Origin of the sequence: Enterococcus sp. DIV0358 (assembly GCF_051713465.1) — a bacterium.
Taxonomy (GTDB): domain Bacteria; phylum Bacillota; class Bacilli; order Lactobacillales; family Enterococcaceae; genus Enterococcus; species Enterococcus faecalis.
Genome location: NZ_JBIOPX010000001.1, coordinates 2,511,261 through 2,532,037, shown reverse-complemented (window position 1 = coordinate 2,532,037; position 20,777 = coordinate 2,511,261). Strand labels below are relative to the sequence as shown.

Annotated in this window: 22 protein-coding genes and 1 pseudogene; 17 read left to right on the top strand and 6 right to left on the bottom strand. The window is 38.0% G+C overall.

What is annotated here, in order from left to right; all coding sequences use genetic code 11:
- The first annotated feature begins 164 nt into the window (after nucleotides 1–164).
- The 4 genes from IGK70_RS12250 to IGK70_RS12235 all read left to right on the top strand — a co-directional run bounded on the left by IGK70_RS12250 (nucleotide 165) and on the right by IGK70_RS12235 (nucleotide 3,163).
- The gene (locus IGK70_RS12250) at nucleotides 165–1,586 is read left to right on the top strand and encodes a CHAP domain-containing protein (RefSeq protein ID WP_002398899.1); all 1,422 of its coding nucleotides are present in this window, start codon (nucleotides 165–167) and stop codon (nucleotides 1,584–1,586) included.
- A gap of 177 nt (nucleotides 1,587–1,763) precedes the next feature.
- Entirely contained in the window at nucleotides 1,764–2,333 is a 570-nt protein-coding gene (locus IGK70_RS12245; protein ID WP_002354991.1) for a TetR/AcrR family transcriptional regulator, read from the top strand.
- Nucleotides 2,334–2,373: 40 nt separating this feature from the next.
- Nucleotides 2,374–2,844, top strand: coding sequence for a low molecular weight protein-tyrosine-phosphatase (locus tag IGK70_RS12240; protein ID WP_002381108.1), 471 nt, complete (start codon nucleotides 2,374–2,376; stop codon nucleotides 2,842–2,844).
- An 88-nt stretch (nucleotides 2,845–2,932) separates the two neighbouring features.
- Nucleotides 2,933–3,163: a hypothetical protein gene (locus IGK70_RS12235; RefSeq protein ID WP_002385239.1), complete on the top strand. Its 231-nt coding sequence runs from the start codon at nucleotides 2,933–2,935 to the stop codon at nucleotides 3,161–3,163.
- Between the two features lie 47 nt (nucleotides 3,164–3,210).
- Here IGK70_RS12235 and IGK70_RS12230 read toward each other — a convergent pair whose 3' ends face one another.
- A complete protein-coding gene (locus tag IGK70_RS12230) occupies nucleotides 3,211–3,945 on the bottom strand; it encodes a class A sortase (RefSeq protein WP_002378798.1) in 735 nt (244 codons plus the stop codon).
- 233 nt (nucleotides 3,946–4,178) lie between these two features.
- Between IGK70_RS12230 and IGK70_RS12225 the strand changes: the two genes are divergently transcribed.
- The 4 genes from IGK70_RS12225 (at nucleotide 4,179) to IGK70_RS12210 (ending at nucleotide 7,664) form a co-directional block, all read left to right on the top strand.
- A complete protein-coding gene (locus tag IGK70_RS12225; RefSeq protein ID WP_002354996.1) occupies nucleotides 4,179–4,964 on the top strand; it encodes a hypothetical protein in 786 nt (261 codons plus the stop codon).
- Nucleotides 4,965–5,041: 77 nt separating this feature from the next.
- A complete protein-coding gene (locus tag IGK70_RS12220; RefSeq protein ID WP_002385242.1) occupies nucleotides 5,042–5,695 on the top strand; it encodes a PepSY domain-containing protein in 654 nt (217 codons plus the stop codon).
- A 162-nt stretch (nucleotides 5,696–5,857) separates the two neighbouring features.
- Nucleotides 5,858–6,433 (top strand): energy-coupled thiamine transporter ThiT, encoded by a 576-nt coding sequence (thiT, locus tag IGK70_RS12215; protein ID WP_002354998.1) that lies wholly within the window; start codon nucleotides 5,858–5,860, stop codon nucleotides 6,431–6,433.
- A gap of 94 nt (nucleotides 6,434–6,527) precedes the next feature.
- Complete coding sequence (locus tag IGK70_RS12210) at nucleotides 6,528–7,664, top strand: hypothetical protein (protein ID WP_104855798.1); 1,137 nt, start codon at nucleotides 6,528–6,530, stop codon at nucleotides 7,662–7,664.
- Nucleotides 7,665–7,736: 72 nt separating this feature from the next.
- Here the strand turns inward: IGK70_RS12210 and IGK70_RS12205 are convergent, their stop codons facing one another.
- The gene (locus IGK70_RS12205) at nucleotides 7,737–8,099 is read right to left on the bottom strand and encodes a hypothetical protein (RefSeq protein ID WP_104855797.1); all 363 of its coding nucleotides are present in this window, start codon (nucleotides 8,097–8,099) and stop codon (nucleotides 7,737–7,739) included.
- A gap of 216 nt (nucleotides 8,100–8,315) precedes the next feature.
- On the opposite strand from IGK70_RS12205, the gene IGK70_RS12200 reads away from it, so the two are divergent.
- Nucleotides 8,316–9,092, top strand: coding sequence for a peptidase C39 family protein (locus IGK70_RS12200; RefSeq protein ID WP_220421714.1), 777 nt, complete (start codon nucleotides 8,316–8,318; stop codon nucleotides 9,090–9,092).
- Between the two features lie 76 nt (nucleotides 9,093–9,168).
- A complete protein-coding gene (locus IGK70_RS12195) occupies nucleotides 9,169–9,720 on the top strand; it encodes a DNA-3-methyladenine glycosylase I (RefSeq protein ID WP_104855796.1) in 552 nt (183 codons plus the stop codon).
- A 37-nt stretch (nucleotides 9,721–9,757) separates the two neighbouring features.
- Here the strand turns inward: IGK70_RS12195 and IGK70_RS12190 are convergent, their stop codons facing one another.
- Entirely contained in the window at nucleotides 9,758–11,413 is a 1,656-nt protein-coding gene (locus IGK70_RS12190) for a peptide ABC transporter substrate-binding protein (RefSeq protein WP_002355011.1), read from the bottom strand.
- Between the two features lie 318 nt (nucleotides 11,414–11,731).
- The gene (locus tag IGK70_RS12185) at nucleotides 11,732–12,073 is read right to left on the bottom strand and encodes a PepSY domain-containing protein (protein ID WP_002355012.1); all 342 of its coding nucleotides are present in this window, start codon (nucleotides 12,071–12,073) and stop codon (nucleotides 11,732–11,734) included.
- A gap of 306 nt (nucleotides 12,074–12,379) precedes the next feature.
- Here IGK70_RS12185 and pepA point away from each other — a divergent pair, with 306 nt between their 5' ends.
- The 4 genes from pepA (at nucleotide 12,380) to ytpR (ending at nucleotide 15,216) form a co-directional block, all read left to right on the top strand.
- Nucleotides 12,380–13,456, top strand: coding sequence for a glutamyl aminopeptidase (gene pepA, locus IGK70_RS12180; protein ID WP_002355013.1), 1,077 nt, complete (start codon nucleotides 12,380–12,382; stop codon nucleotides 13,454–13,456).
- 11 nt (nucleotides 13,457–13,467) lie between these two features.
- Entirely contained in the window at nucleotides 13,468–13,782 is a 315-nt protein-coding gene (locus IGK70_RS12175; protein ID WP_002355015.1) for a thioredoxin family protein, read from the top strand.
- A gap of 147 nt (nucleotides 13,783–13,929) precedes the next feature.
- A complete protein-coding gene (locus tag IGK70_RS12170) occupies nucleotides 13,930–14,385 on the top strand; it encodes a universal stress protein (protein ID WP_002385249.1) in 456 nt (151 codons plus the stop codon).
- Nucleotides 14,386–14,595: 210 nt separating this feature from the next.
- A complete protein-coding gene (ytpR, locus tag IGK70_RS12165; RefSeq protein ID WP_104855983.1) occupies nucleotides 14,596–15,216 on the top strand; it encodes a YtpR family tRNA-binding protein in 621 nt (206 codons plus the stop codon).
- A 46-nt stretch (nucleotides 15,217–15,262) separates the two neighbouring features.
- Here the strand turns inward: ytpR and IGK70_RS12160 are convergent, their stop codons facing one another.
- The gene (locus tag IGK70_RS12160) at nucleotides 15,263–16,561 is read right to left on the bottom strand and encodes a S1C family serine protease (protein ID WP_010816808.1); all 1,299 of its coding nucleotides are present in this window, start codon (nucleotides 16,559–16,561) and stop codon (nucleotides 15,263–15,265) included.
- A 400-nt stretch (nucleotides 16,562–16,961) separates the two neighbouring features.
- On the opposite strand from IGK70_RS12160, the gene rlmH reads away from it, so the two are divergent.
- Both rlmH and IGK70_RS12150 read left to right on the top strand, forming a co-directional pair.
- The gene (gene rlmH / locus IGK70_RS12155) at nucleotides 16,962–17,441 is read left to right on the top strand and encodes a 23S rRNA (pseudouridine(1915)-N(3))-methyltransferase RlmH (protein WP_002355021.1); all 480 of its coding nucleotides are present in this window, start codon (nucleotides 16,962–16,964) and stop codon (nucleotides 17,439–17,441) included.
- A 47-nt stretch (nucleotides 17,442–17,488) separates the two neighbouring features.
- A complete protein-coding gene (locus IGK70_RS12150; protein WP_002381116.1) occupies nucleotides 17,489–18,331 on the top strand; it encodes an LEM-3-like GIY-YIG domain-containing protein in 843 nt (280 codons plus the stop codon).
- A gap of 97 nt (nucleotides 18,332–18,428) precedes the next feature.
- On the opposite strand, the gene IGK70_RS12145 is transcribed toward IGK70_RS12150, so the two are convergent.
- The gene (locus IGK70_RS12145; protein WP_002387350.1) at nucleotides 18,429–19,832 is read right to left on the bottom strand and encodes a dicarboxylate/amino acid:cation symporter; all 1,404 of its coding nucleotides are present in this window, start codon (nucleotides 19,830–19,832) and stop codon (nucleotides 18,429–18,431) included.
- A 332-nt stretch (nucleotides 19,833–20,164) separates the two neighbouring features.
- On the opposite strand from IGK70_RS12145, the pseudogene gst reads away from it, so the two are divergent.
- Nucleotides 20,165–20,674: pseudogene (gst, locus tag IGK70_RS12140) on the top strand (DinB family glutathione transferase).
- Nucleotides 20,675–20,777 lie beyond the last annotated feature (103 nt).

Here is a 20,777-nt window from a genome sequence, read left to right as displayed (position 1 = left end):
ATTACTGTAACATCCATATTATCTCAGTGACATACAGCTATGCTACAATTGCTCTATCGTTGAAAAAGAGAAATTTATTCAAATTTTAATAAATAATAAAAAAGCTTAACAAAAAAGGATTTTCGGAGGACAACAGATTGAAGAAAAGTGTATTATCGGCTCTAATGGTATGTTCCATTACATTAACAAGCGTAGCGTTGCCATCCGCAGCATTTGCAGATGAATACGATACAAAGATTCAACAACAAGATCAAAAAATTAATGCGTTAACAAGCCAAATGTCAGATGCAGAAGCAAAAGTTGCCGCGATTGAAAATGATATGGTTGAAACGGCCAAACAAATCGATACATTAACAGCTAAAAAGAACAAGCTATCATCAGAAGTATCTAAATTATATAGTGAAATTTCTGATTTGAATGTCCGTATTCAAAAACGTGAAGTACAAATGACAAAACAAGCACGCGATGTCCAAGTGAATGGTCAAAGTGATTCAATTATTGATGCTGTCTTAGATGCAGATTCAGTAGCAGATGCAATTGGTCGCGTTCAAGCGGTCTCAACAATGATGAGCGCCAACAATGAATTACTAGAACAACAAAAAGAAGACAAAGCGACTGTTGAAAAGAAAACAAAGAATGTTGAAAAACAAATTGCTGAATTAGAAGCAGCAACAAAAGAATTAAATGACAAAACAGAATCATTAAAAACATTGAAGATCCAACAAGAAGTGGCTAAAAATGATTTAGAAGCACAACGTTCTGAAGAACAAGGGAAAAAAGACGGCTTCATTAAACAGAAAAAAGAAGCGGAAAAACGTTTAGCAGAAGAACAAGCACGCCAACGTGCAGCTGCTAAAAAAGCAGAAGAACAAGCGGCAGCGCAAGCACAAGCCGCAGCACAAAAAGCGGCAGCAGAGCAAGCGAAAGCAACAAAAGCAGCCAATGAGGCAGCAGCATCCGCCGCTGAAGAAAAAGCCGCAACACCAGTAGTAGAATCATCAACAACTACTGAAAGTACCACAACGCAAGAAACAACAACTTCAAGTACTGAAACAGAAAGTGTTGTAACAACACCTGTGGCAGCAGCACCTGAAAAAGAAAAAGAAGTTCCTGTAACTAACCCAACGACTCCTGAAAAAGGTAATGAAGCAAAACCAGGGAATGGTGGCGTGACTTCAGGAAAACAAGCCGCAATTAATGCAGCTTTAGCAGATGTTGGTAATTCTTATGCAACAGGTTGGAATCAACCAGGTGAATGTTTAGTATCTGTTCGTCGCTGGTTAGCGGCAGGCGGTATTAACTTCGGTTATGGTGGTCCAAACAGCGGCTATGTTGCTTCTGGCGCAACACAAGTTAGCTGGAGTAACGTGCAACCAGGCGATGTTGTTCAATATGAAAGTGCCTATAGTCCAGATAGCTGGATTGGTGGCGTGCATACTGTCTTAGTTACAGGTGTAAGTGGTGGAAGTGTCCAAATCGTTGAAGCAAACAACCCAGGAGGTTCTGGTTATGTTTCTTCTAACTCTAACTGGTCACCAGCACCACCAGCAGGATTCCGCGCTGTTGTATGGCGTTTTCCAGGCTAAATAGTCATCTATTAATAATTGATAACAAGGAGTGGTAACTAACAAAAATCGTTAGTTGCCGCTTTTTTTATTCATTTAATTTTAAATATATGCATAAAATGTATCTGAAAATATTGTAATCTGGCCATTTTTTTGCAATTATAGAGGTATATACATATTAGGAGCGGAGGAATCAGCATGAGCGGAACGCACGATACAAAACAAGCAATCGCTTCAGCTTTAATAGAATTATGTGAACAAAAGGATTTTCGTAAAATAAGTGTCCAAGATATTACCAAAAAAGTGGGCTTGAATCGCCAAACATTTTATTATCACTTTACAGATAAATATGATTTATTACGTTGGATTTATCGTCACGATGCATTGATTTACTTAGAAACAGATATTTGTTTGGAAAACTGGGAGGAACAAGCCCTGAAGTTATTAAAAGCGATTAAAGAGAAGAGCCATTTCTACTATACAACGGTGACCTCAGATTCAGAAGTTCTTCTTAATGTTTTTTCCGCTTCGACCAATCGCTTATTTATATCATTATTTGAACAAGTCGATGTTGAGAACCATTTAACAGATAAAGACAAACAATTTTATGCGAATTTCTTTTCCTATGGATGTAGTGGCGTCTTAACGAAATGGATTCTTGAGGAATATCCTCAGACTCCTTTGGAAATGGCGACGCAATTATTCCGTTTAGCGAAAGATACAGAATTTATGGCTTATCATTTGTATGAACAAGAAGCCAATGAGTAATGTGTGAAGGATAAAAAGTTTTATGAAGGAGTGAAACGTTGTGGTAACTGTGTTATTTGTTTGTTTAGGCAATATTTGTCGCTCGCCAATGGCAGAAGCGATTTTTCGTCAGAAAGTCCAACAGGCTGGTTTAGAATCGGCTATTCAAGTGTTTTCAGCAGCTACTAGCCACTGGGAAGTTGGCAGTCAGCCACATAAGGGAACCAGAAAAATTTTGGAGCAACAAGGAATTTCCTATCAAGGAATGCAGGCAACACAAATCCAGCCAAGTGATTTTAAAAAATATGACTATATCATTGGGATGGATGCGAATAATTTGGCAGATTTAAAAGCATTAGCTCCTCAAGAAGAGCAACGGCGGATTCATTTATTTATGGAAGTTGTGGCTGGTAAAGAAACCATGGACGTACCTGATCCTTATTATACTGGAGATTTTGAGGAAACTTACCGCTTAGTGGAAGCAGGTACCTCAGAATGGTTGAAAAAAATAAAAGCACAGCTGAAAGATTAGGACTATAGTCCGATAGTACTTTCTGTTTCCCCTTGGTACAATAGTGTTAACAAATTGTTCAGGGAAAAAGAGACAGGAGGGAAGTAAGATGAACAGTAGTTATTTATCCTATGTTTTTGAATTGAGTTTGTATTATTTATTGTTGATAATGAGTCTGCCGCTAGTGTATGCTGTCACGTATCATTTATCTTTTAGTAGTATGTATACAAGTGAATGGTTAATGATCTCTGTTTTCTTATCTCCGTTAGTTTTATTATTTGCAGGTATTCGTTATGGTTTTGCTCGTTTGAAACAGCAAGAACGCCAAGTGATGAAATAAAGCAAAAAATCCTTGAAAAGTTTTGACACTTTTCAAGGATTTTTTTATTAAGCCACCCAATCGGCTAAGGTTTTTTGCTCCAATTGGAAAGCCTTCAACATATCGTCGTTGGCGTCTTTAATAGGCGTCGTTGCTGCTAATGTTCCTTGAACAGCAATTCGCGTCGTTGCTTGTAAATCGCCACAGGTAATTAAGGTAATCATATTTTGACCAGGAACGTCATCAATTAACTCAACACGGGTTGGTTCGATTTTTTCTACAGAAGTTATTTTGTATGTATAAACAGTAGATAAATCAGTGATATAAATGAGTTCGTCTTTTTTGGTTCTTTCTAAAGGTGAAAATAAGGAAACGCCATCTTCCGTTCGATGACTAGCCAAGGCATAATTGTTTTTCCCCATGACTTGATTTTCTTTCATGGTCCCGGCACCAGTTAATAAAGCGACATTGGACAATCCTTTAAAAATGGGCAAATTAATTTCGACACTTGGTATCGCAATGGCACCAATCACAGGTAAGTTTTTGTTTTCAAATTGGGCTTTCATCACCGCTTCTGTGCTCAAGGACTCAACTGAATCAAAGTCAAACGTTGTTTCACGAGCCATATTTTTCTTCACATCAGCTGGTTTCAACTTGCTAACGGCGTACGAGCGGCTATTTTGTTGAACCACCCAACTGCGTATCTGATTGTTAAAAATTAAGGCCAAGCCAATGATAAATAGTAAAACTAATAAGCTGTTGATTAACCAATTTTTTCCTCTTTTTTTCTCTTTTGGGCGCATATTCTCCCTCCTTTTAATGTATCAAGTTTACCACAATTTATTTGAAAAACCTATTTATTTTCTTTGGGGAATAGGTAAGCTGGCCGGACCTTGATTTAATAAAAAACAACTGAATCGATTGATTTTTCAAAAAAATCCTCATTTTGTAATGGAATTTTAAAGTAAAAGAAACAAGCTTTTCTTTTGAAAATATTGTAAAATGGTAAGGAGGCTAGTAGAGGGGAGATGGGAATTTGCTTGATTTAATTTATGTACATATAGATGTAACCAGCAACGCGGTTTTATCTAAAGGAATTACCCATTCCGATTTTGTTCGTTCAATTGTGCATCATCCACAGAACTTACTATTATTAGATCCTTCTGCCGAAGCTGGCGAATACGATATGCATTCAGGCTTGAAAATTATTCGCGGAGAAGAAAGCGTCAATCGCTATTTTCAATCGCTACAACGTCGTTGGATGACTGAAGAAATTAAATGGATTGACTTTTCCGATGTGACGATGCTAAAAGAGCTAACGCCATTAGAAATTTCGGAACTTCTTTATTTTGGACACATGAAGAATAGTTTGCATTCGCCTTTCTTTTATAAGCTACAAAATGATTTTGTCTTTTTTGAATTTGCAGATCAGATGACGCGTGTCTATTATCGTTATATTGATGAATTTTATCGAATCTTTGCTGATAAAATTACACGTGTTGTTTTAGAGAAAGTGAACCAGAAAAAGGCCTTCTTTAAACGAAATACACCTGTCGAAAAATTAAGTCCTGAATTACTTAAAAATATGAAAGGTATCTTGCAAGAAGGTGTTATTTTTTGCTTCCAACAAACGGAAGTGGATAAAGAAGAATATCGGATTCCTATTTACTTAGTGGAAGATTCACTTAGCAAGATGAAAAATACCTCTTACCAAAAAGAAGAAATTTTGGCAACGCTTGTCTATAATAGTGAAAAACGCATTTGGCACATTGAACAAGAGAATGATTTCGGTGAAATTTTTATGTTGGCCCATGAAGGCTGAGAGAGCTCTAACTTTATCAACTAAAGTAGGGCTTTTTTTTGTAGCTATGATTTGGATGAGAAATCAAGTATAATAAAATGATAAAAAGGAAAGAAGGTTGTTTAATGAAAAAAATACTCTATGGCTCTATGACTGGCTTGGCACTCTTTTTGGTAGCTGGCTGTACATCCAAAACACCCACAGCTGTTTCATCAACAAATGAACAAAAAGAAACAGTAATATCAACTACTGAAACAAGTTCATCCGTACAACAAGAAGCAACGACGACATCAGAGAAGACAAGTGCGGTAGCTGTCTCTTTAGAAAAAGTAACGACAGCATTTGAGAAAAAATATCCAGAAGCTAAAATAACAAGTCTGCAGTTAGATACAGATTTTGGACGTTATTTTTATGAAATAGAAGGCGTGGATCAGCAAAAAGAATATCAAGTTGAAGTGAACGCAGAAACAGGCGAATTCACAAAAGAAAAAGTCGAAACCTTGGATGCCGATGAACAAAATGGCGTTAAAATGCAAGAAGAGGCACTTGATTTAACAAATATCATTTCCAGAGAACAAGCCACAACCTTGGCTGAAAAAGAAGCGAAAGTCGGCCAGGCAACAGATTGGAAGTTAGAGAAAGAATTAGGAATCACCTATTGGGAAGTGAAAGTGAAAGAGGGCCAACAAAAAATAGAGGTAAAAATCGATGCTCATTCTGGTAAAATTTTGACAACTGAGCGGGACGATTAATGGATAAAAAGTAGCTGGCATGCGTTTGAGTAGGAGTTGATTCCCTTAAATGCTGATCAGCTATTTTTTTGCTTGTTCGACAAACGTGTTTTTCTAAAGACCCTATGGTAAAATAACGATGTATTAGTGGTTGAGAGCGTCAGAACATAGGAGGAAATTTGTTTGGCTAGAAAAATGGATTTACGTATTTGGGTAGAAGGAACAGTCGTCGCAGCAATGGCAATGGCCCTCTCTTTTTTACCGATTGAATTTGCCAATAGTGGCTTGGACCTATCGTTGGGAATGGTCCCATTAGTTCTTTATTCGTTTCGTCGTGGGTTGCTTCCCGGAGTTGCAGCAGGCTTTGTTTGGGGCATGTTAAATATTATTCTCGGCACAGCCATGAAAAATTTCTTGTCCGTTCCACAGATTATTTTTGAATATCCCTTTGCTTTTGCGTTTGGAGGAATGGGTGGCGTATTCGCTAGAAAAATTCAACTGTATTTTCAAGCGAATCGTTTAAAATCAGCCATTCGTACGATTATTTTAGGAAGTGTTGTCGCAGTCTTCGCCCGCTGGTTTTGGCATTTTTGGGCGGGTGTATTGGTTTGGGGCATGTATGCACCAGAAGGAATGAGCCCATATCTCTATTCCTTTGTTCTAAACGGTACGAGTACCGTCGTCAATTGTTTGTATGTGAGTCTAGTTCTAGGCTTATTGGCAAAAGTAGCACCGCAATTATTTGTTCCTAAGAAATAAGTTGAGTCCTAAGTCAGAAGGTTCCTTTACTTCTAACTTAGGACTTTTTTCTTTTTAAAGCAACTAGCCATTTCGTTGTCGAGTACTGTATAATATGAATAAAAAAAGAAAAAAGGCGGTGGTTTCACTGAGTGAATTGTTAGAAGTCTCTTTTTATCCGAAGGCTTTGCCACAGGTGGCAAAAAGAGCAACCATTTTCGGTCCGTTAAGTGAGCAGGAGCTAGTTGAGCAATGGCAACAAAAACAGTCATTTGCTAGGCTGGACGAAAGAACAATAATGCCAGAAAAGCTGTTACAGCAATCAGCTAGCAAAAGTTATTTAAGCATCCGTTGTTTAGGAGTGACCTTAGACCCGAAGATTTTGCTAGAAAAGTTGCAACACTTGTTTCCTCTCTTTATCTGGACAAAGGGACAAGCCGAAACAAGCGACACAGAGAATTGTTATTTTTGTGAATTTATACCAATCTGTTCCAATGCAGCACAACCTTGCAACCTCGAAGCAAGCTTACAACAAATGAATTATCCAACCACGCAATCATTGGTAGAAATTGTTAACGAGTGGCTAAATAACGTACGACAAATAGAACAAGCATCCGTAACGGGTACATATTATCAACAGGCAAGTTTACCCCAACAAGTGGGCAGACAATCTAAAATAAAAACAAAAGAAGAGCAGCAAATTCAATTTCTACAAGAAAGCTTACGACAAGAAAAAGCGGCTAAAGCGCGCATGAAAGTAGCGAAAGAAAAAGCAGAACAAGAGCTATTGAGATTAGAAAAAGAGTTGTTAGCAAGTAGTTGGGCACACTTCGAGGAGCAACAAACTAAGGAATTAGAGGAAGAGGAATGGTACGATCTTGTTAAAATTGATTTGTTTTACTACGATGAGTTATCAAAAAAAGCTAAATTTCTGAAAGAAGCTTGGGAGATTAATCAACAGTTACTAAAGGTGTTCCCTCAAAAAGAAGGCACTACTTTTTTACCAGAATTGGCTCACCATGGTCGCTGGGCCTCTTTGACAGACCAAGTTTCTGAATTAGAGATAAAAACGCTCTATGAACAAGGCGTGTTAATCAAAGAACGAATGAAGCTTACACAAGGCTCCTGGCTCACCAAACCAAGAGTGAAACTTTATCAAATAGACTTGGAACAATTAGAAAGAATTGGCACACTGTTTGATCTTTTACAAACAGAAAATCGTTTAATTGAGATCGCTTTGGCGCACCCCTAAAATAAAAGAAACCACCAACCTGCAATCGCCAGGGTTGGTGGTTTCTATTTATTTTATAAAGACTTCAATATTCTAGTGAATTTGACGTTGGTGACGATTGGCTAACGTGCTGGCTTTCATGACAGAAGCAACAGGAATCATGCGCAACTGTTGTTCATCCGTTTGTAAACGAACGACGATATTGTCCGAAATATTTTTTGAGACAATCCAGCCGATCACCGTTTCGAATTTATGCGCTGTAGGGACTTCTTTCAATTGTAAGACCACTAAGGATTTTTGGGCGGCAGCGACTTGGAGCTCTTGTAAAAGCGCACTGCGTTCCTTTTCTTTATTCTTTTGATCTTGAGAATCTTCTAAAAATGCCGAAAAGAAATGTTGGGAAGAGAGCGTAATCAGTTTAGAAATGCTCTTGATGGTAGCTTTATGTTGATCCATTCTTCTGCCTCCTTTACGAATAAAATAGAATAAAACTCAAATGACTAATTACCTGTATTTTACCTAATTTTGTGATAAAATTCAAGAAAATATGTTCGCCTTCAATAATTATGAGAATTTACCAACGTTTCTGTTTTTCGAAAAAGAAAGTAGTATAATGTGTGAGCATATAAGAAATACATAAGATTATCGGATGTAGTCAATAGATAGAAAAGGATGAATAGTATGTCAAAAAAACCATCAGGTTACCAAAAAAAAGTTCTCACGGTGTTGTTGGTATCGTTTGGCTTTGGCGGGTTGTTAGCGCAGTTTTCGCCGATGAAATCAGGTGGGTTTTCAAGTTGGTTTGATGATTCATATGTCAAAGCTAGTGCTGAATCAAGTAAAACAAAAGAACCAGCACCAGTTAAAATTGAGAAAAAAGTCAAACCTTTAAGCTATGGACAACAGGTCAATCAAGAAATTGAAAAGAAGCAATATAATGGACATCTGGATTTGCCGTTAGAATTGCAGACAGATGCTAAATGGAAAGACACCGCATACGGATTTGGCAATGTAGATAAGCCGAATACAATCGAAATTAATGGCTGTGCGATTGTGTCGCTTGCAATGGTTGGTTCATACATGGATCACCAAGAAGTTACCCCACTAGATGTGTTAGCGTGGGCAAAAAATGACTTCTTTATGGAAGGACAAGGGACGGCGTGGTCTATTTTTGGTGCGTATGCTGAAATGAAAGGCTATAACTGTCAAGAAATTGGGGCTATTGAAACAGTGGCAGCTTTCTTGAAGGAAGGTCATCCAGTCATTATTTCTGTAAAACCGGGCTATTTCACTACAACTGGTCACATTATGGTGATGAGTGGTGTGGATGAAAAAGGCGATTTTTGGATTAATGATCCAAACGATTCAGAAGAAAAGGGCCATTCAAAACGGACATTTACAGCCGAAGAAGTGATGAATGAAGCGTTAAACTTCTGGGCATTTTATTAGGAATAAGAAAAGGTGTGGAACAACAGGCAGTACCCTTTGTTCGCATCTTTTTTAGCAAATAAAAGGAGGCAGGACAATGGAGCGATGTACTTGGGCAACGAATACAACTGAAGAGATGCAAGCCTATCATGATGATGAATGGGGACGTCCAGTTCATGAAGAGCAACAATTATTTGAGTTATTGACCTTGGAAAGTATGCAAGCGGGCTTAAGCTGGGCGATTATTTTGAATAAACGAGAAACGCTCAGAGCAGCTTATGATGCGTTTGATTATCGGAAAATTGCGCGATATGATGAGGAAAAAATTTTAGCTTTACTAGCAAATCCTGGTGTGATTCGTCATCGTTTAAAAATTCAAGCGACCATCACGAATGCGCAAGTTTTTCAAGAAGTTCAGGCAGAATTTGGGTCCTTTGATCGCTACCTCTGGAACTTTGTCGATCAGCAACCAATCGTTAATCACTGGCAGCACCCAGAAGAGGTTCCAGCCTCCACGGAATTATCGCAACAGATTAGTCGAGCGTTAAAAAAACGAGGATTTAAATTTTTAGGTGCCACGACAGTCTATTCCTTTTTACAGGCGGCGGGATTGGTGAATGATCATTTAGAAACGTGTCATTATAAATAATAAAGGTCTCCTTCCAAAATTGAAGGAGACCTTTACTTTATTCTTTATACGCCCACTTGAAGTCGTATTTAGCACCGGTTGGATGATAAATAATTTCTTTCACGTTTGGTGCACGTAAGTGTGATTCTGCTTTTTGGTAAATTGGCACAACACCCATATCAGCAATTACTGTTTTTTCAGCGTTGATTAGATCTTCCCAGCGTTTTTCAGGGTCGTTAACATCTGTGGTTTTGGACGCAGCAATGAATTTATCGTATTCAGGATTGCTGTAACGTCCACGGTTATTAGAAGTTGAGCTTTCTAATAAATCTAAGAAGTTAATTGGGTCTGAATAGTCGGCACTCCAACCACGAACAGCGATTTGGAAGTCCCCTTTTAAGGTACGATCTAAACGAACGGCCATTGGGACAGGCGTCACAGTTACTTTTAAGCCTTCCAAAGTATCAGATAGTGATCCTTGAAGATATTCGCCCATTTTTTTAGCGCCTTCAGAGTCGTCTACCATTAAATCAACCGTTAAGTTGGAAACACCAAGTTCTTGTTTCGCTTTGTTCCAGTATTCCACAGCTTTTTTCTTGTCGTATTTGACTAATTTGTCGCTACCAGCTTCTTTAACAAAGTCTTCACCCGTTTTTGGTGATTTCGCGACATCCACAGGAACGAAGCCTTGTGAAGGAAGAGAGCCATTGGCTAAAATGTTTTTAGCTAATGAATCGCGATCGATGGCATAAGACATAGCACGACGTAAGTTTGCGTTGGTCAATGGTGATTTTTCATCTGCTTGATTCATTTCTAAATAGAAAGAAGAAGCGGCTTTTAATTGGACCAAGTCAGGCGAGTTTTGCATTTGTTGGGCCAGTTCGCCAGATAAATACGTATCATCCACTTCACCAGTTTCATAAAGATTTAAGGCAGTTGGGGCTTCTTTCACCACGTTGATAGCGACTTTATCTAACTTGACAGTCTCTTTGTCCCAATATTCTTCATTTTTAGTTAGAGACCATTTAGTATCTGTTCCGGGACCATCAAACTCAGTTAGCGTAAACGGACCATTGTAGACTGCTTTATCGCTACTCTTTGTATAATCTTTACCAAAACGTTCAACGATATCTTGACGTTGCGGCAAGAAAGAAGGGAAAGCCAATAAATCGTCAAAATATGGAGTTGCTGTTTCTAGAGTGATTTCTAATTCATGATCATTGATTGCTTTAATGCCCAATTCTTCTTTAGGTAGTTCCCCTTTAGAAATTTTTTCAGCATTTTTTACTGGTTCAAACATGTAGGCATATTCTGAAGCAGTGGCAGGATCCACTGTTCGTTGCCAACCGTAAACGTAATCTGCAGCAGTAACTGGTTTGCCATCAGACCATTTTGATTCTTCACGTAATTTAACTTTGTAAACTAAACCGTCTTCTGAAACAGTCGCTTTTTCGGCTGCACCAGCAGGCGCGGGTTTGTTGTCTTTATCTAAACGATAGATTCCTTCGTAGACATTATTTAAAGTGGTAAAACTCACTTCATCTGTCGCAAGGGACGGATCGGCACTAGGCATTTCTTGGGATTCAACCATTGTGTATACTTGGTTGTCGCTGCCGCCGTTGCTAGCTCCTTTATCGTCACTGCCACCGCCGCAGGCCGCTAAAGCTAAGCTTGATAATACAAGTAATGAAGTAAATAAAACAGATTTCTTCATTTGACACGCTCCTTTTCATTTTTAGCAATACTCTCAGTATAATGTAAAAATGAAAAGGAGAAATTAAAAAATCGTTAGAAATGATTATTCTTTTATCAATTTTTAAAAAATGTCTAATCTTTTTTATGAAAAAAGTGGACAAACGTTGATAAGTAGAGATTTAAGGTGATTTCCATGCAGAAAACATTCGATTTTTGAGTATTTATTCATCATTGATTTGATTTTTTTGACATAAAATAAACATCCCTTTTACAAAAAACAAATGAGAAGAAAAAAAGATTGTTACAAAAGCAAATAAGTGCTTTTGTAACAATCTTTTTAATCTTTTAATCGTTGGATGTCAATGACAGTTCCTGTGTAGGCATCTGCAGTGAATTCGTATTGAACAATGCCGTCGTCTTCAATGCGGCAAATTCCTCCAGTATACGTTTTGGAGTGGATGGCGAATTTCCGCAAGGGCTTTTTCTCAAACTCAATCCACGAACCTTCAATCGGTCCTTCTTTTAAAAAAGCAGCTTTTACATTTTCTAAGACGAGATCAGCGGAGATTGTTTTTTTCTTATGGTAGAACAAGGTTGAGGCAATGCCGCCTACTAAACCAAGACCAACACCTAGCGCTAAGCCGCCTTTAAAGTATGTCAACTCATTTTCTTCGTTCATTTGTATGACCTCCCTTGGTCGGTTTCTGCTTACTATTACTTTTGTCAGTATCACTCTTATTTTACCATAGAGAAGGGGCCGCTGAGAAATAAAAAAAGTTTTTCAATCATTCTTTTAGGGCATTCTCATTGTCACGTTTAAAAAGAGAAAGCGATGTGCATTTTCTAGTATTTGCGTTATAATAAGAGTGAAATCATATGAAAGGAGTACCTATTTTTATCGACAGGATAAAGTGACTTTTTAGAGAAAAAGTGACGCTTGGTTGGCGTAATTTCCAACAAATCAAAAGCAATAGGACATACATCTATGGAAGAAAAAACATTTCAACGAATCAAGGAATTAACTGAATTACAAGGAACCAGCGGATTTGAAGACGATATTCGCGCGTACATGAAAGAACATATCACCCCGTTAGTGGACGATGTTCAATATGATGGTTTAGGTGGTATTTTTGGGATTAAACGTTCAAAAGTGGAAGCAGCGCCACGCGTAATGGTAGCAGCTCACATGGACGAAGTTGGCTTCATGTTAACTCAAATTAACGATAATGGTTTATTCCAAGTGGTTCCTTTAGGTGGCTGGAATCCCTATGTTGTTTCAGCACAACGTTTTACGTTAAAAACAAGTAAAGGGAACTATCCATGTATTTCTTCATCTATTCCGCCACACTTGTTGCGTGGTACGAGTGGTCAAAAACAATTAGAAGTCTCTGATGTGTTATTTGATGCAGGATTCTCTTCAAAAGAAGAAGCTGAAAGCTTTGGTGTTCGTCCAGGGGATTCTATTGTTCCACAAACAGAAACGATTAAAACAGCCAATGGCAAAAATATTATCAGTAAATCATGGGATAACCGCTATGGTTGTACGTTGGTATTAGATGCATTGGAAACGTTACAAAATGAAGAATTAGGCCACACATTAATTGCTGGAGCAAACGTACAAGAAGAAGTCGGTTTACGTGGTTCTAAACCATCTGTTCATAAATTTAATCCAGATATCTTCTTTGCGGTGGATTGTTCAGCGGCAGATGATATTCACACGAAAAAAGGGACATATGGTCATTTAGGTGAAGGAACGTTATTACGGATTTTCGACCCAGGTTTGATCACATTGCCTCGCTTACGTGAATACTTATTAGATACAGCAGCGACACACAATATTCCGTATCAATATTTTGTTTCTAAAGGCGGAACGGATGCTGGGGCTGCGCACACAACTAATAACGGTGTACCAAGTACAGTCATCGGCGTTTGTGGTCGTTACATCCATACGCATCAAACAATGTTTAGTATTGCGGATTATGAAGCAGCGCGGGAAATGTTGTTACAAGCATTACGTGGCTTGGATAAATCAACAGTTAATACAATTGTTTACGGAAAGTAGAGGATGTTTAAATGATTTATCCTAATTCATTAGAAGAACTAGCAACTTATGTTGAAAAAGGTAAAAATGTTTTCTTCTTTACTGCTGATTGGTGCGGAGACTGTCGTTTCATTAAACCAGTCATGCCTGAAATTGAAGAAGCATTTCCAGCGTTTCAATTTATCGAAGTCGACCGTGATCAGTTTATTGACGTGGCTGCCGAGTGGAATATTTTTGGTATTCCGAGTTTTGTCGTAATTGAAAACGGTCAAGAGTTAGGACGCTTAGTAAATAAAGATCGAAAAACAAAAGAAGAAATCAGTGCATTTTTAACTAGCTTAGGCTAATTTTCATGAACCAGAGGAACCATTAAATTAAGAGAGAATCAGCTGGACAAAAGGGCGTTCTGCGCAAGGGTCCTAAATTTATTTTTGACTCTAGTTTCTTAGTCAAAGAAGCCTTTTAGATCAGCCTCCATCGGGAAGGTGACGAAAATGGAAGAACAAATGTATAAAAATATTCTTGTCGGCGTAGACGGTAGTGATCAAGCCAATTTAGCTTATGAACGTGCAATTGAGGTTGCTCGTCGAAACGGAAGCCGAGTCATTGTTGCAAATATTTTAGAAAATCAAGTGTATACAATGATGGGGTATTCGACTTTAAATGATCAATTAATTGATCAAGAAACAGCCGCTGCGGAAGAATTAATGGCCGATTGTAAAAAGTATGCTGAAAGCGTTGATTTTCATAATGTTGAAACAGTTACCATGTTTGGTTCACCCAAAGAAGTCATGAGTCATGAATTACCTGAAAAATACAATGTTGATTTAATTATGGTGGGACAATCAGGATTAAACGCAGTCGAACGTGTGGTCATGGGAAGCGTCAGTAGCTACATTATTCGCCAAGCCCCTTGCGATGTCTTAATTGTTCACTCTGAAGAAAAATAAGTAAAAAAAGTTATTGATTGAATAGAGAGTTGACCCTACGTTTCTTTTGTTTTTTCAAAGGATCAGCGGCTTGTCACTCAAAATTGAGGACTTGGAGAATAAGTCGTAGCGACATATTTTCCAAGTCTTTTAGTTTTTCGACAAAAAAGTATGCACAATGGGTCAATTTTTGATAAGATAAGACAGGAAAACGACAGAGGAGGAACAAAAATGATTTTTGCATATAACAAAGAACACGTTGGCGATGTCTTACTTGTCATCGTTGCGGACGATCAAGGTGCGGAAAACCAAGTAAAACGTGTCGGCGATGTGGCACGTGTAATTTTAGTTGAGGCACCAGAAACAGTGGTAGCTTGGAATATTTTCAATGCTTCAGCGCTTCTAGGTGACATTAATGGTACCGGCCAAGTGACTTTAACAGACGAACAAATCGAAAAAGTCAATACAGCGATTAAAGATGCGGGATTTTCAGAAACTCTTGAAAAAGACGACACCCCTAAAATTGTGGTCGGCTTTGTCAAATCATGTAAAAAACACCCAGATTCAGATCATTTATCTATCACACAAACAGAAGTAGACAACGGCGAAATCTTACAAATTGTTTGTGGCGCACCGAACATCAAAGCAGGACAAAAAGTAGTTGTGGCCAAACCAGGCGCAATGATGCCTGATGGTTTAATGATTTGGCCAGGGGTTTTACGTGGGGAAGAAAGTTTTGGAATGATTTGTTCAGCAAAAGAATTACGTTTACCAAATGCACCAGCTAAAAAAGGAATCTTAGAATTGCCTTTTGATGCAGAAGTTGGTTCTGCATTTGCGGTAGGAGAATAAAAGAAAGAAACGACCTGTTGTTCAAACAACAGGTCGTTTCTTTCTTTTATTGATTGCTGCGATTATTTTGTTGTGTTAAAGCTGATTTATCAATGGTTAAATCGATGGTTGCTTTCATTTCTTTAGAACCACGATAATAAGTCACTTCCATTTTGTCGCCAACTTTTTTCTTGTAAAGCGCGCTTTGTAAATCTGTAGTAGAGCTTACGTCTTGGCCGTCAACTTTCGTGATAACATCGTATTTTTCCAATCCAGCCTTTTCAGCAGGGGTCGCTGCTTCAACACCACGAACCACTACGCCAGTTTTTACAGAAGCTGGAATTTTTAAAATTTGTTCTTGTTTTTGTGAAGAGATACCTGTTAAATCAGACATCGTAATCCCAAGAGCTGGCCGTGTCACTTTACCATCTTTTTCTAATTGGTTGATAATGTTGACTACGTCATTACTTGGAATGGCAAAGCCCATCCCTTCAACGCTCACTTGACTAGTTGATTGCACAATTTTTACTGAGTTAATGCCAATGACTTGTCCTTCAATATTGATTAGTGGACCACCAGAGTTTCCTGGATTGATGGCAGCATCGGTTTGAATGGCATTAATATTGATGGTTTCACCAGACTCGTTTTTATTGGTAATATTTCTATTCACAGAAGAGATGATTCCTTGTGTGACAGAGTTAGCATAATCAGAACCTAGAGGGGAACCAATTGCAATAGCAGGCTCACCGACTGTGATTTTACTAGAATTCCCAAACTCAGCGACTTGATCAACTTTGTCGGAAGAAATTTTAATCACGGCTAAATCCGTGTAAGCATCGGTTCCGACTAATTCGCCTTTCACTTTGGTACCATCAGATAAAACAACTTCCAATCCTTGTGCTTTATCTACGACGTGGTTATTTGTCACGACATAAGCCGTTTTACCATCTTTCTTATAAATAACCCCACTACCTTCACTGGCTGCTTCTAAATCGTTACCATTGTTGCCGGAAGAGTCTTGAGTACCTTCATTCCCACCGAACAATCCCCCAAAAGGATCATCAGCCGAAGAATTGTTGCTAGCACTTTGCATATTAATGACAGAAACCACAGAATTTTGAACTTTTTTCACGGCTTTTGTGACATCGCTAGAAACATTGTAACTCACATTGCTGACTTTTGTATCACCGTGATTAGTGGACGTCGTCGTCGCCGCATTATTTCCGCCGTTGGGTGTGGGAATAATCCCAGAATAAGCGCCTCCTAGAATAAGGGCGCCACCAAGTAAGCCGCCAGCTAAACCAATCCCAAATTTTTGCAATAAACTTTTTTTATCTGAATTAGGTGTAACATCTTTTCGTTGCATAAAATAACCTCCCAATAAGTGCATCTGAATTTTCTATATTAAGTATATCTGTTTCCTACTCCTTTAGTCTATCGAATAGCTTTGAATTTTTTATGAACAACTTAGGGAAAAATTACAGAAAAAATACGAATGAAAAAGTTATACACAGAAAAATGTGAACAAATCGGGAATAACTCTGTGTACAGTTTTCAGGAAAGTTATCCACAGAATGTGGATAATGTGGACAAATCAGTGGCGAATATGTGTTTGTATTGAAAAAGCTGTTAAATAAAGTAATTTTTTAGTTTCTTCTGTGGATAACTCTGTGTATATGTGTATAAGTATGTGGAAACGTTGTGGAAAGTAGCCAAACTTCGTGCTAAAATAAGAAAGAAGAGAAAACGAGAAAGTAGTGGAATAGGTGAAAATTAAACTAGTAACAGTCGGAAAACTGAAAGAAAAATACCTGATTCAAGGCATTAATGAATATCTAAAACGTTTAAATAGCTATGCCAAGATGGAAATCATTGAAGTCCCAGATGAAAAAGCCCCGGAAAAACTCAGTGACGCTGAAATGCTTCAAGTCAAAGAAAAAGAAGGCCAACGTATTTTGGGAAAAATTAATGACAACGAATACGTCTTTGTTTTAGCCATTAATGGCAAACAATTATCTAGTGAAGAATTTTCAAAAGAAATTGAACAATTAGGGATTAGTGGCAAAAGTAACCTAACGTTTGTCATTGGTGGCTCCTTAGGTCTCAGTGATTCAGTCCTTCAGCGAAGTAACCAACAAATTTCTTTTGGCCGCTTGACTTATCCACATCAGTTAATGCGTTTGGTATTAGTGGAACAAATTTATCGCGGTTTTCGGATTATGAAAGGGGAACCTTATCATAAGTAGGGGCGGTGTTTAAGAAGCGGAAATTTAGAAAGAAGGAGTCAAAATAGATGTTAGATAAGTTTTCTGCCCCAACACTAAATAAGTTACAAAAAGATAATCAGCATATTTATTATGTATACTGTTTGGTTGATCCAAGAAACAACCAACCTTTTTATATTGGTAAAGGGAAAGATAATCGTGTTTTTGCTCATCGACAAGCTGCGCTAAATTTGTTGCGACAATCAAATTTATTAAAAAACGATGAAACAGCGGGAACATTAAAAATAAAAACGATTCAAGAGATAAATGCATTGGGGATGCAAGTACTAAGCTATATACTTAGTTATGGATTATCTGAAGCTGAGGCTTTTGCAAGTGAAAATGCGTTGATTAATTATGCACGGCTTATTCAAAGGCTACCGTTGACAAACTTAGTAAAAGGGCATGGTTCTAAAGCTATGTTAGTGGAAGACATTGAAGAATGTTTTGGTTTTCAACCTATGTCAATAAGTGAAATAGCAACAGATGAGTTGATTCTAGCGGTGAAAGTAAGAGATGCTTTTCGCCTTAGTAAGGATGAAACGAAAGAGTATCCATTAGATGATACATTACGTGATGTTAATAACTTGAAATCGCGGACCTTGGGTAACTGGGTAATTGGTCGTGATAAAATACACCGTATTCGCTATATTATTGCCGTTAACACTGGAGCGGACAATGCTGTTGTTGCTGCATACAAAGTTTCTTCAAAGTATTCAGAATCAAAAATATTTGAGAATGGATTGACTCGTTATGCATTCCAAGCTTTATCAAGTAGAAAAGACACATTAAAAGAGCTCAATTTGTATAAAAAATGTTTGCCAGGAATTAAGTTTGGTAGCGGTAGTGCTGTTGCGTATATTAATAACTAGAATTTTTATTTAAAAAAGTTATTTTTTAATGAATATATTCAAAATAACAATAACGAAAAAAGCAGACTTCCATACAAGAAGTCTGCTTTTTCATTAATTACTCCGCTTCCGCATTTTGCAAGTCAGCGACATCAGTCAGATAAGTGGCTTCATCCAACAAATCTTCCGAATGTGCAACATAAATCGCAGTGGCGCTATCACCAACCACGTTTAGGCTAGTAACGAGCATTTCGATTGGACGATTAATGGCTAAAATCAATGAATACGTCGCAATCGCAATCTCATTGTTATAGTTTAAACCAGTTAAAATAGTGAAAAGGATAATCCCGCCAGCACCAGGTGCAGCCGGTGTACCAATGGATGACATTAAAGCTAAAATGGCAATCAAGGCAATATTAGCTGGTGTCACTTCATAACCAGCTACGCCCGCCACAAAAATAGCCGCAATTACTTGCATAATCGCTGTGCCGTTCATATTAATAGTCATTCCTAACGGCAAGACAAAGGCGGCAACATCGCTGTCGACACCTAACTCTTCAACCGTTGTTTTTGTATTTAACGGTAAAGTGGCTGCCGAAGAAGAAGTAGAAAATCCAAAGACCACAACTTTCATAATCTTTTTAATAAAAGGAACAGGATTTAGTTTTGTCGCAAATAAGATAAATAATGGGTAACCGATCATCAAAAAGGCTAAGAGCGTCGCTGTCGTGGTTACGACGTAGACTAACGCTGGTTTTAAATAATCAATCCCGTAAGAAGCAAACGTCCGAACTAACAACATAAAGACGGCAATAGGAGCAAATTTAGTAATTACAAAGGTTAAAAATAACGTGACCATCGCATTGACTTCTTCAATTAATTTTTTGAAAACACGAATTTTATCTCCTAATGCATTAATACATAAACCAGTAATCACTGCCAACACAACAACGGCTAAAATCGCACCATTGTCGCTAAATGCAGAACCGATATTTTTCGTGACAGCATTGACAATCACCATTAATGGGTTGCCGCTCGTACTTACTTCGACAGGAGCTAGCGTTTCAGATAACGACACATTAAAAGCGCCAGTTAAATATACGCTATAGCCCACAATTCCAGCCGTTAATAGAGCAATCAGTGACATCGATAAAAAGCCAAAAATTGTTTTATAAGAAATTCGTCCTAATTTTTGCGTATCGGTAATATGACAAATGGCTAAAGTAATTGAAGTAAAGACCATCGGCACAATCACTAATTGTAGGCCGTTGATAAATAGTTGACCAATAATATAGAAAAGCCCAATCGCAGATTGTCCTTTTTCAGGATCTGAAATATCTTGGAAAAGAATCTGATTGATTGTCTGCCACACAGCGCCTTGATTGCTGCGAATAAGGTGCTCTCTTAAAAATAAAAAGCCGAGCCCAACGATTAATCCTCCCACCAATGAAATCACCATTTTTTTGGTAAATGAGATACCTTTCACTTCACGTTTTTTCTTTTCCACTTTGTTGCCTCCCAAATAAATTGATTAAGCACCGCGCAAAAAAAGCCTTGCACACAAAAAAAGGGCAAGACATCTCGTATCATTCACTATACAAAAATACAGAATTTTACAGAACTTTGCCTTGTTAGCCTCTCGGACTATCTTAAAGGTACTTTTCCACATACTAAGGGAAACTAAGAGAATTGTCAATTCTTTTTTACTTAGGGAAGTGTTATTTTTGAAGAAAGAAAGTGATCTTTACCCTTTCCGCAGATACCGCAGCCAAAAAAGAACTACAACGGATTCTTTTGCAGTATAATAGAAAATAGAAACGAAAGAACAGGCACCAACACAAAGGAGGTATTTTTATGAAAGTCACTCAACTTTCTAGTGAAACCCTTGACCGAGCGCATGAACGTTTTGAAGAAACACTTGCGCAAATGACCGTTGCCGAAGCAAACACGATGCCCGCACCATTAATCAAGTCTGTTACTTAGCTGATGTGGCACACAGCCAGAGAATTAGACCTACAAATTTCCGCACTTAATCATAGTGAACCGTTATGGCTTAGCCAACACTGGACAGAAAAATTTGCCTTGGATTTGCCAGATGAAACAGAAGACTGGCATCACACACCAGAGGAAGCGGCGAAAGTCGTGGTGACAGAAAAGCAATTGCTTAGTGACTATTTGGCTGCCAGTGTGGCACTTACCAAAAGCTATTTAGACCAAATCAAAGAAGAACAATTGTCAGACGTGATTGATAAAAATTGGACCCCACCGGTGACTAGACAAGTGCGTTTAGTTTCAGCGATTGATGATGCAGTGATGCATTCTGGGCAAGCCGTTTATACACGAAGATTAGTCATTGGAAAATGATAAATAAGCAAAAACAAAAATGCTTCTGCTTAAGCAGGAGCATTTTTTATTGAAAGAAAAAATACATAAAAATAATGAGCGAAGGACTGTCCACTTTTTCCCT

What these genes read in the sequence shown, in the direction of transcription:
- IGK70_RS12250 (WP_002398899.1), top strand. Translation starts at nt 165, where the DNA reads ATGGTATGTTCCATTACATTAACAAGCGTAGCGTTGCCATCCGCAGCA.
- IGK70_RS12245 (WP_002354991.1), top strand. Translation starts at nt 1,764, where the DNA reads ATGAGCGGAACGCACGATACAAAACAAGCAATCGCTTCAGCTTTAATA.
- IGK70_RS12235 (WP_002385239.1), top strand. Translation starts at nt 2,933, where the DNA reads ATGAACAGTAGTTATTTATCCTATGTTTTTGAATTGAGTTTGTATTAT.
- IGK70_RS12230 (WP_002378798.1), bottom strand. Translation starts at nt 3,945, where the DNA reads ATGCGCCCAAAAGAGAAAAAAAGAGGAAAAAATTGGTTAATCAACAGC.
- IGK70_RS12220 (WP_002385242.1), top strand. Translation starts at nt 5,042, where the DNA reads ATGATAAAAAGGAAAGAAGGTTGTTTAATGAAAAAAATACTCTATGGC.
- IGK70_RS12210 (WP_104855798.1), top strand. Translation starts at nt 6,528, where the DNA reads ATGAATAAAAAAAGAAAAAAGGCGGTGGTTTCACTGAGTGAATTGTTA.
- IGK70_RS12205 (WP_104855797.1), bottom strand. Translation starts at nt 8,099, where the DNA reads ATGGATCAACATAAAGCTACCATCAAGAGCATTTCTAAACTGATTACG.
- IGK70_RS12200 (WP_220421714.1), top strand. Translation starts at nt 8,316, where the DNA reads ATGAATAGTATGTCAAAAAAACCATCAGGTTACCAAAAAAAAGTTCTC.
- IGK70_RS12195 (WP_104855796.1), top strand. Translation starts at nt 9,169, where the DNA reads ATGGAGCGATGTACTTGGGCAACGAATACAACTGAAGAGATGCAAGCC.
- IGK70_RS12190 (WP_002355011.1), bottom strand. Translation starts at nt 11,413, where the DNA reads ATGAAGAAATCTGTTTTATTTACTTCATTACTTGTATTATCAAGCTTA.
- IGK70_RS12185 (WP_002355012.1), bottom strand. Translation starts at nt 12,073, where the DNA reads ATGAACGAAGAAAATGAGTTGACATACTTTAAAGGCGGCTTAGCGCTA.
- pepA (WP_002355013.1), top strand. Translation starts at nt 12,380, where the DNA reads ATGGAAGAAAAAACATTTCAACGAATCAAGGAATTAACTGAATTACAA.
- IGK70_RS12175 (WP_002355015.1), top strand. Translation starts at nt 13,468, where the DNA reads ATGATTTATCCTAATTCATTAGAAGAACTAGCAACTTATGTTGAAAAA.
- IGK70_RS12170 (WP_002385249.1), top strand. Translation starts at nt 13,930, where the DNA reads ATGGAAGAACAAATGTATAAAAATATTCTTGTCGGCGTAGACGGTAGT.
- ytpR (WP_104855983.1), top strand. Translation starts at nt 14,596, where the DNA reads ATGATTTTTGCATATAACAAAGAACACGTTGGCGATGTCTTACTTGTC.
- IGK70_RS12160 (WP_010816808.1), bottom strand. Translation starts at nt 16,561, where the DNA reads ATGCAACGAAAAGATGTTACACCTAATTCAGATAAAAAAAGTTTATTG.
- IGK70_RS12150 (WP_002381116.1), top strand. Translation starts at nt 17,489, where the DNA reads ATGTTAGATAAGTTTTCTGCCCCAACACTAAATAAGTTACAAAAAGAT.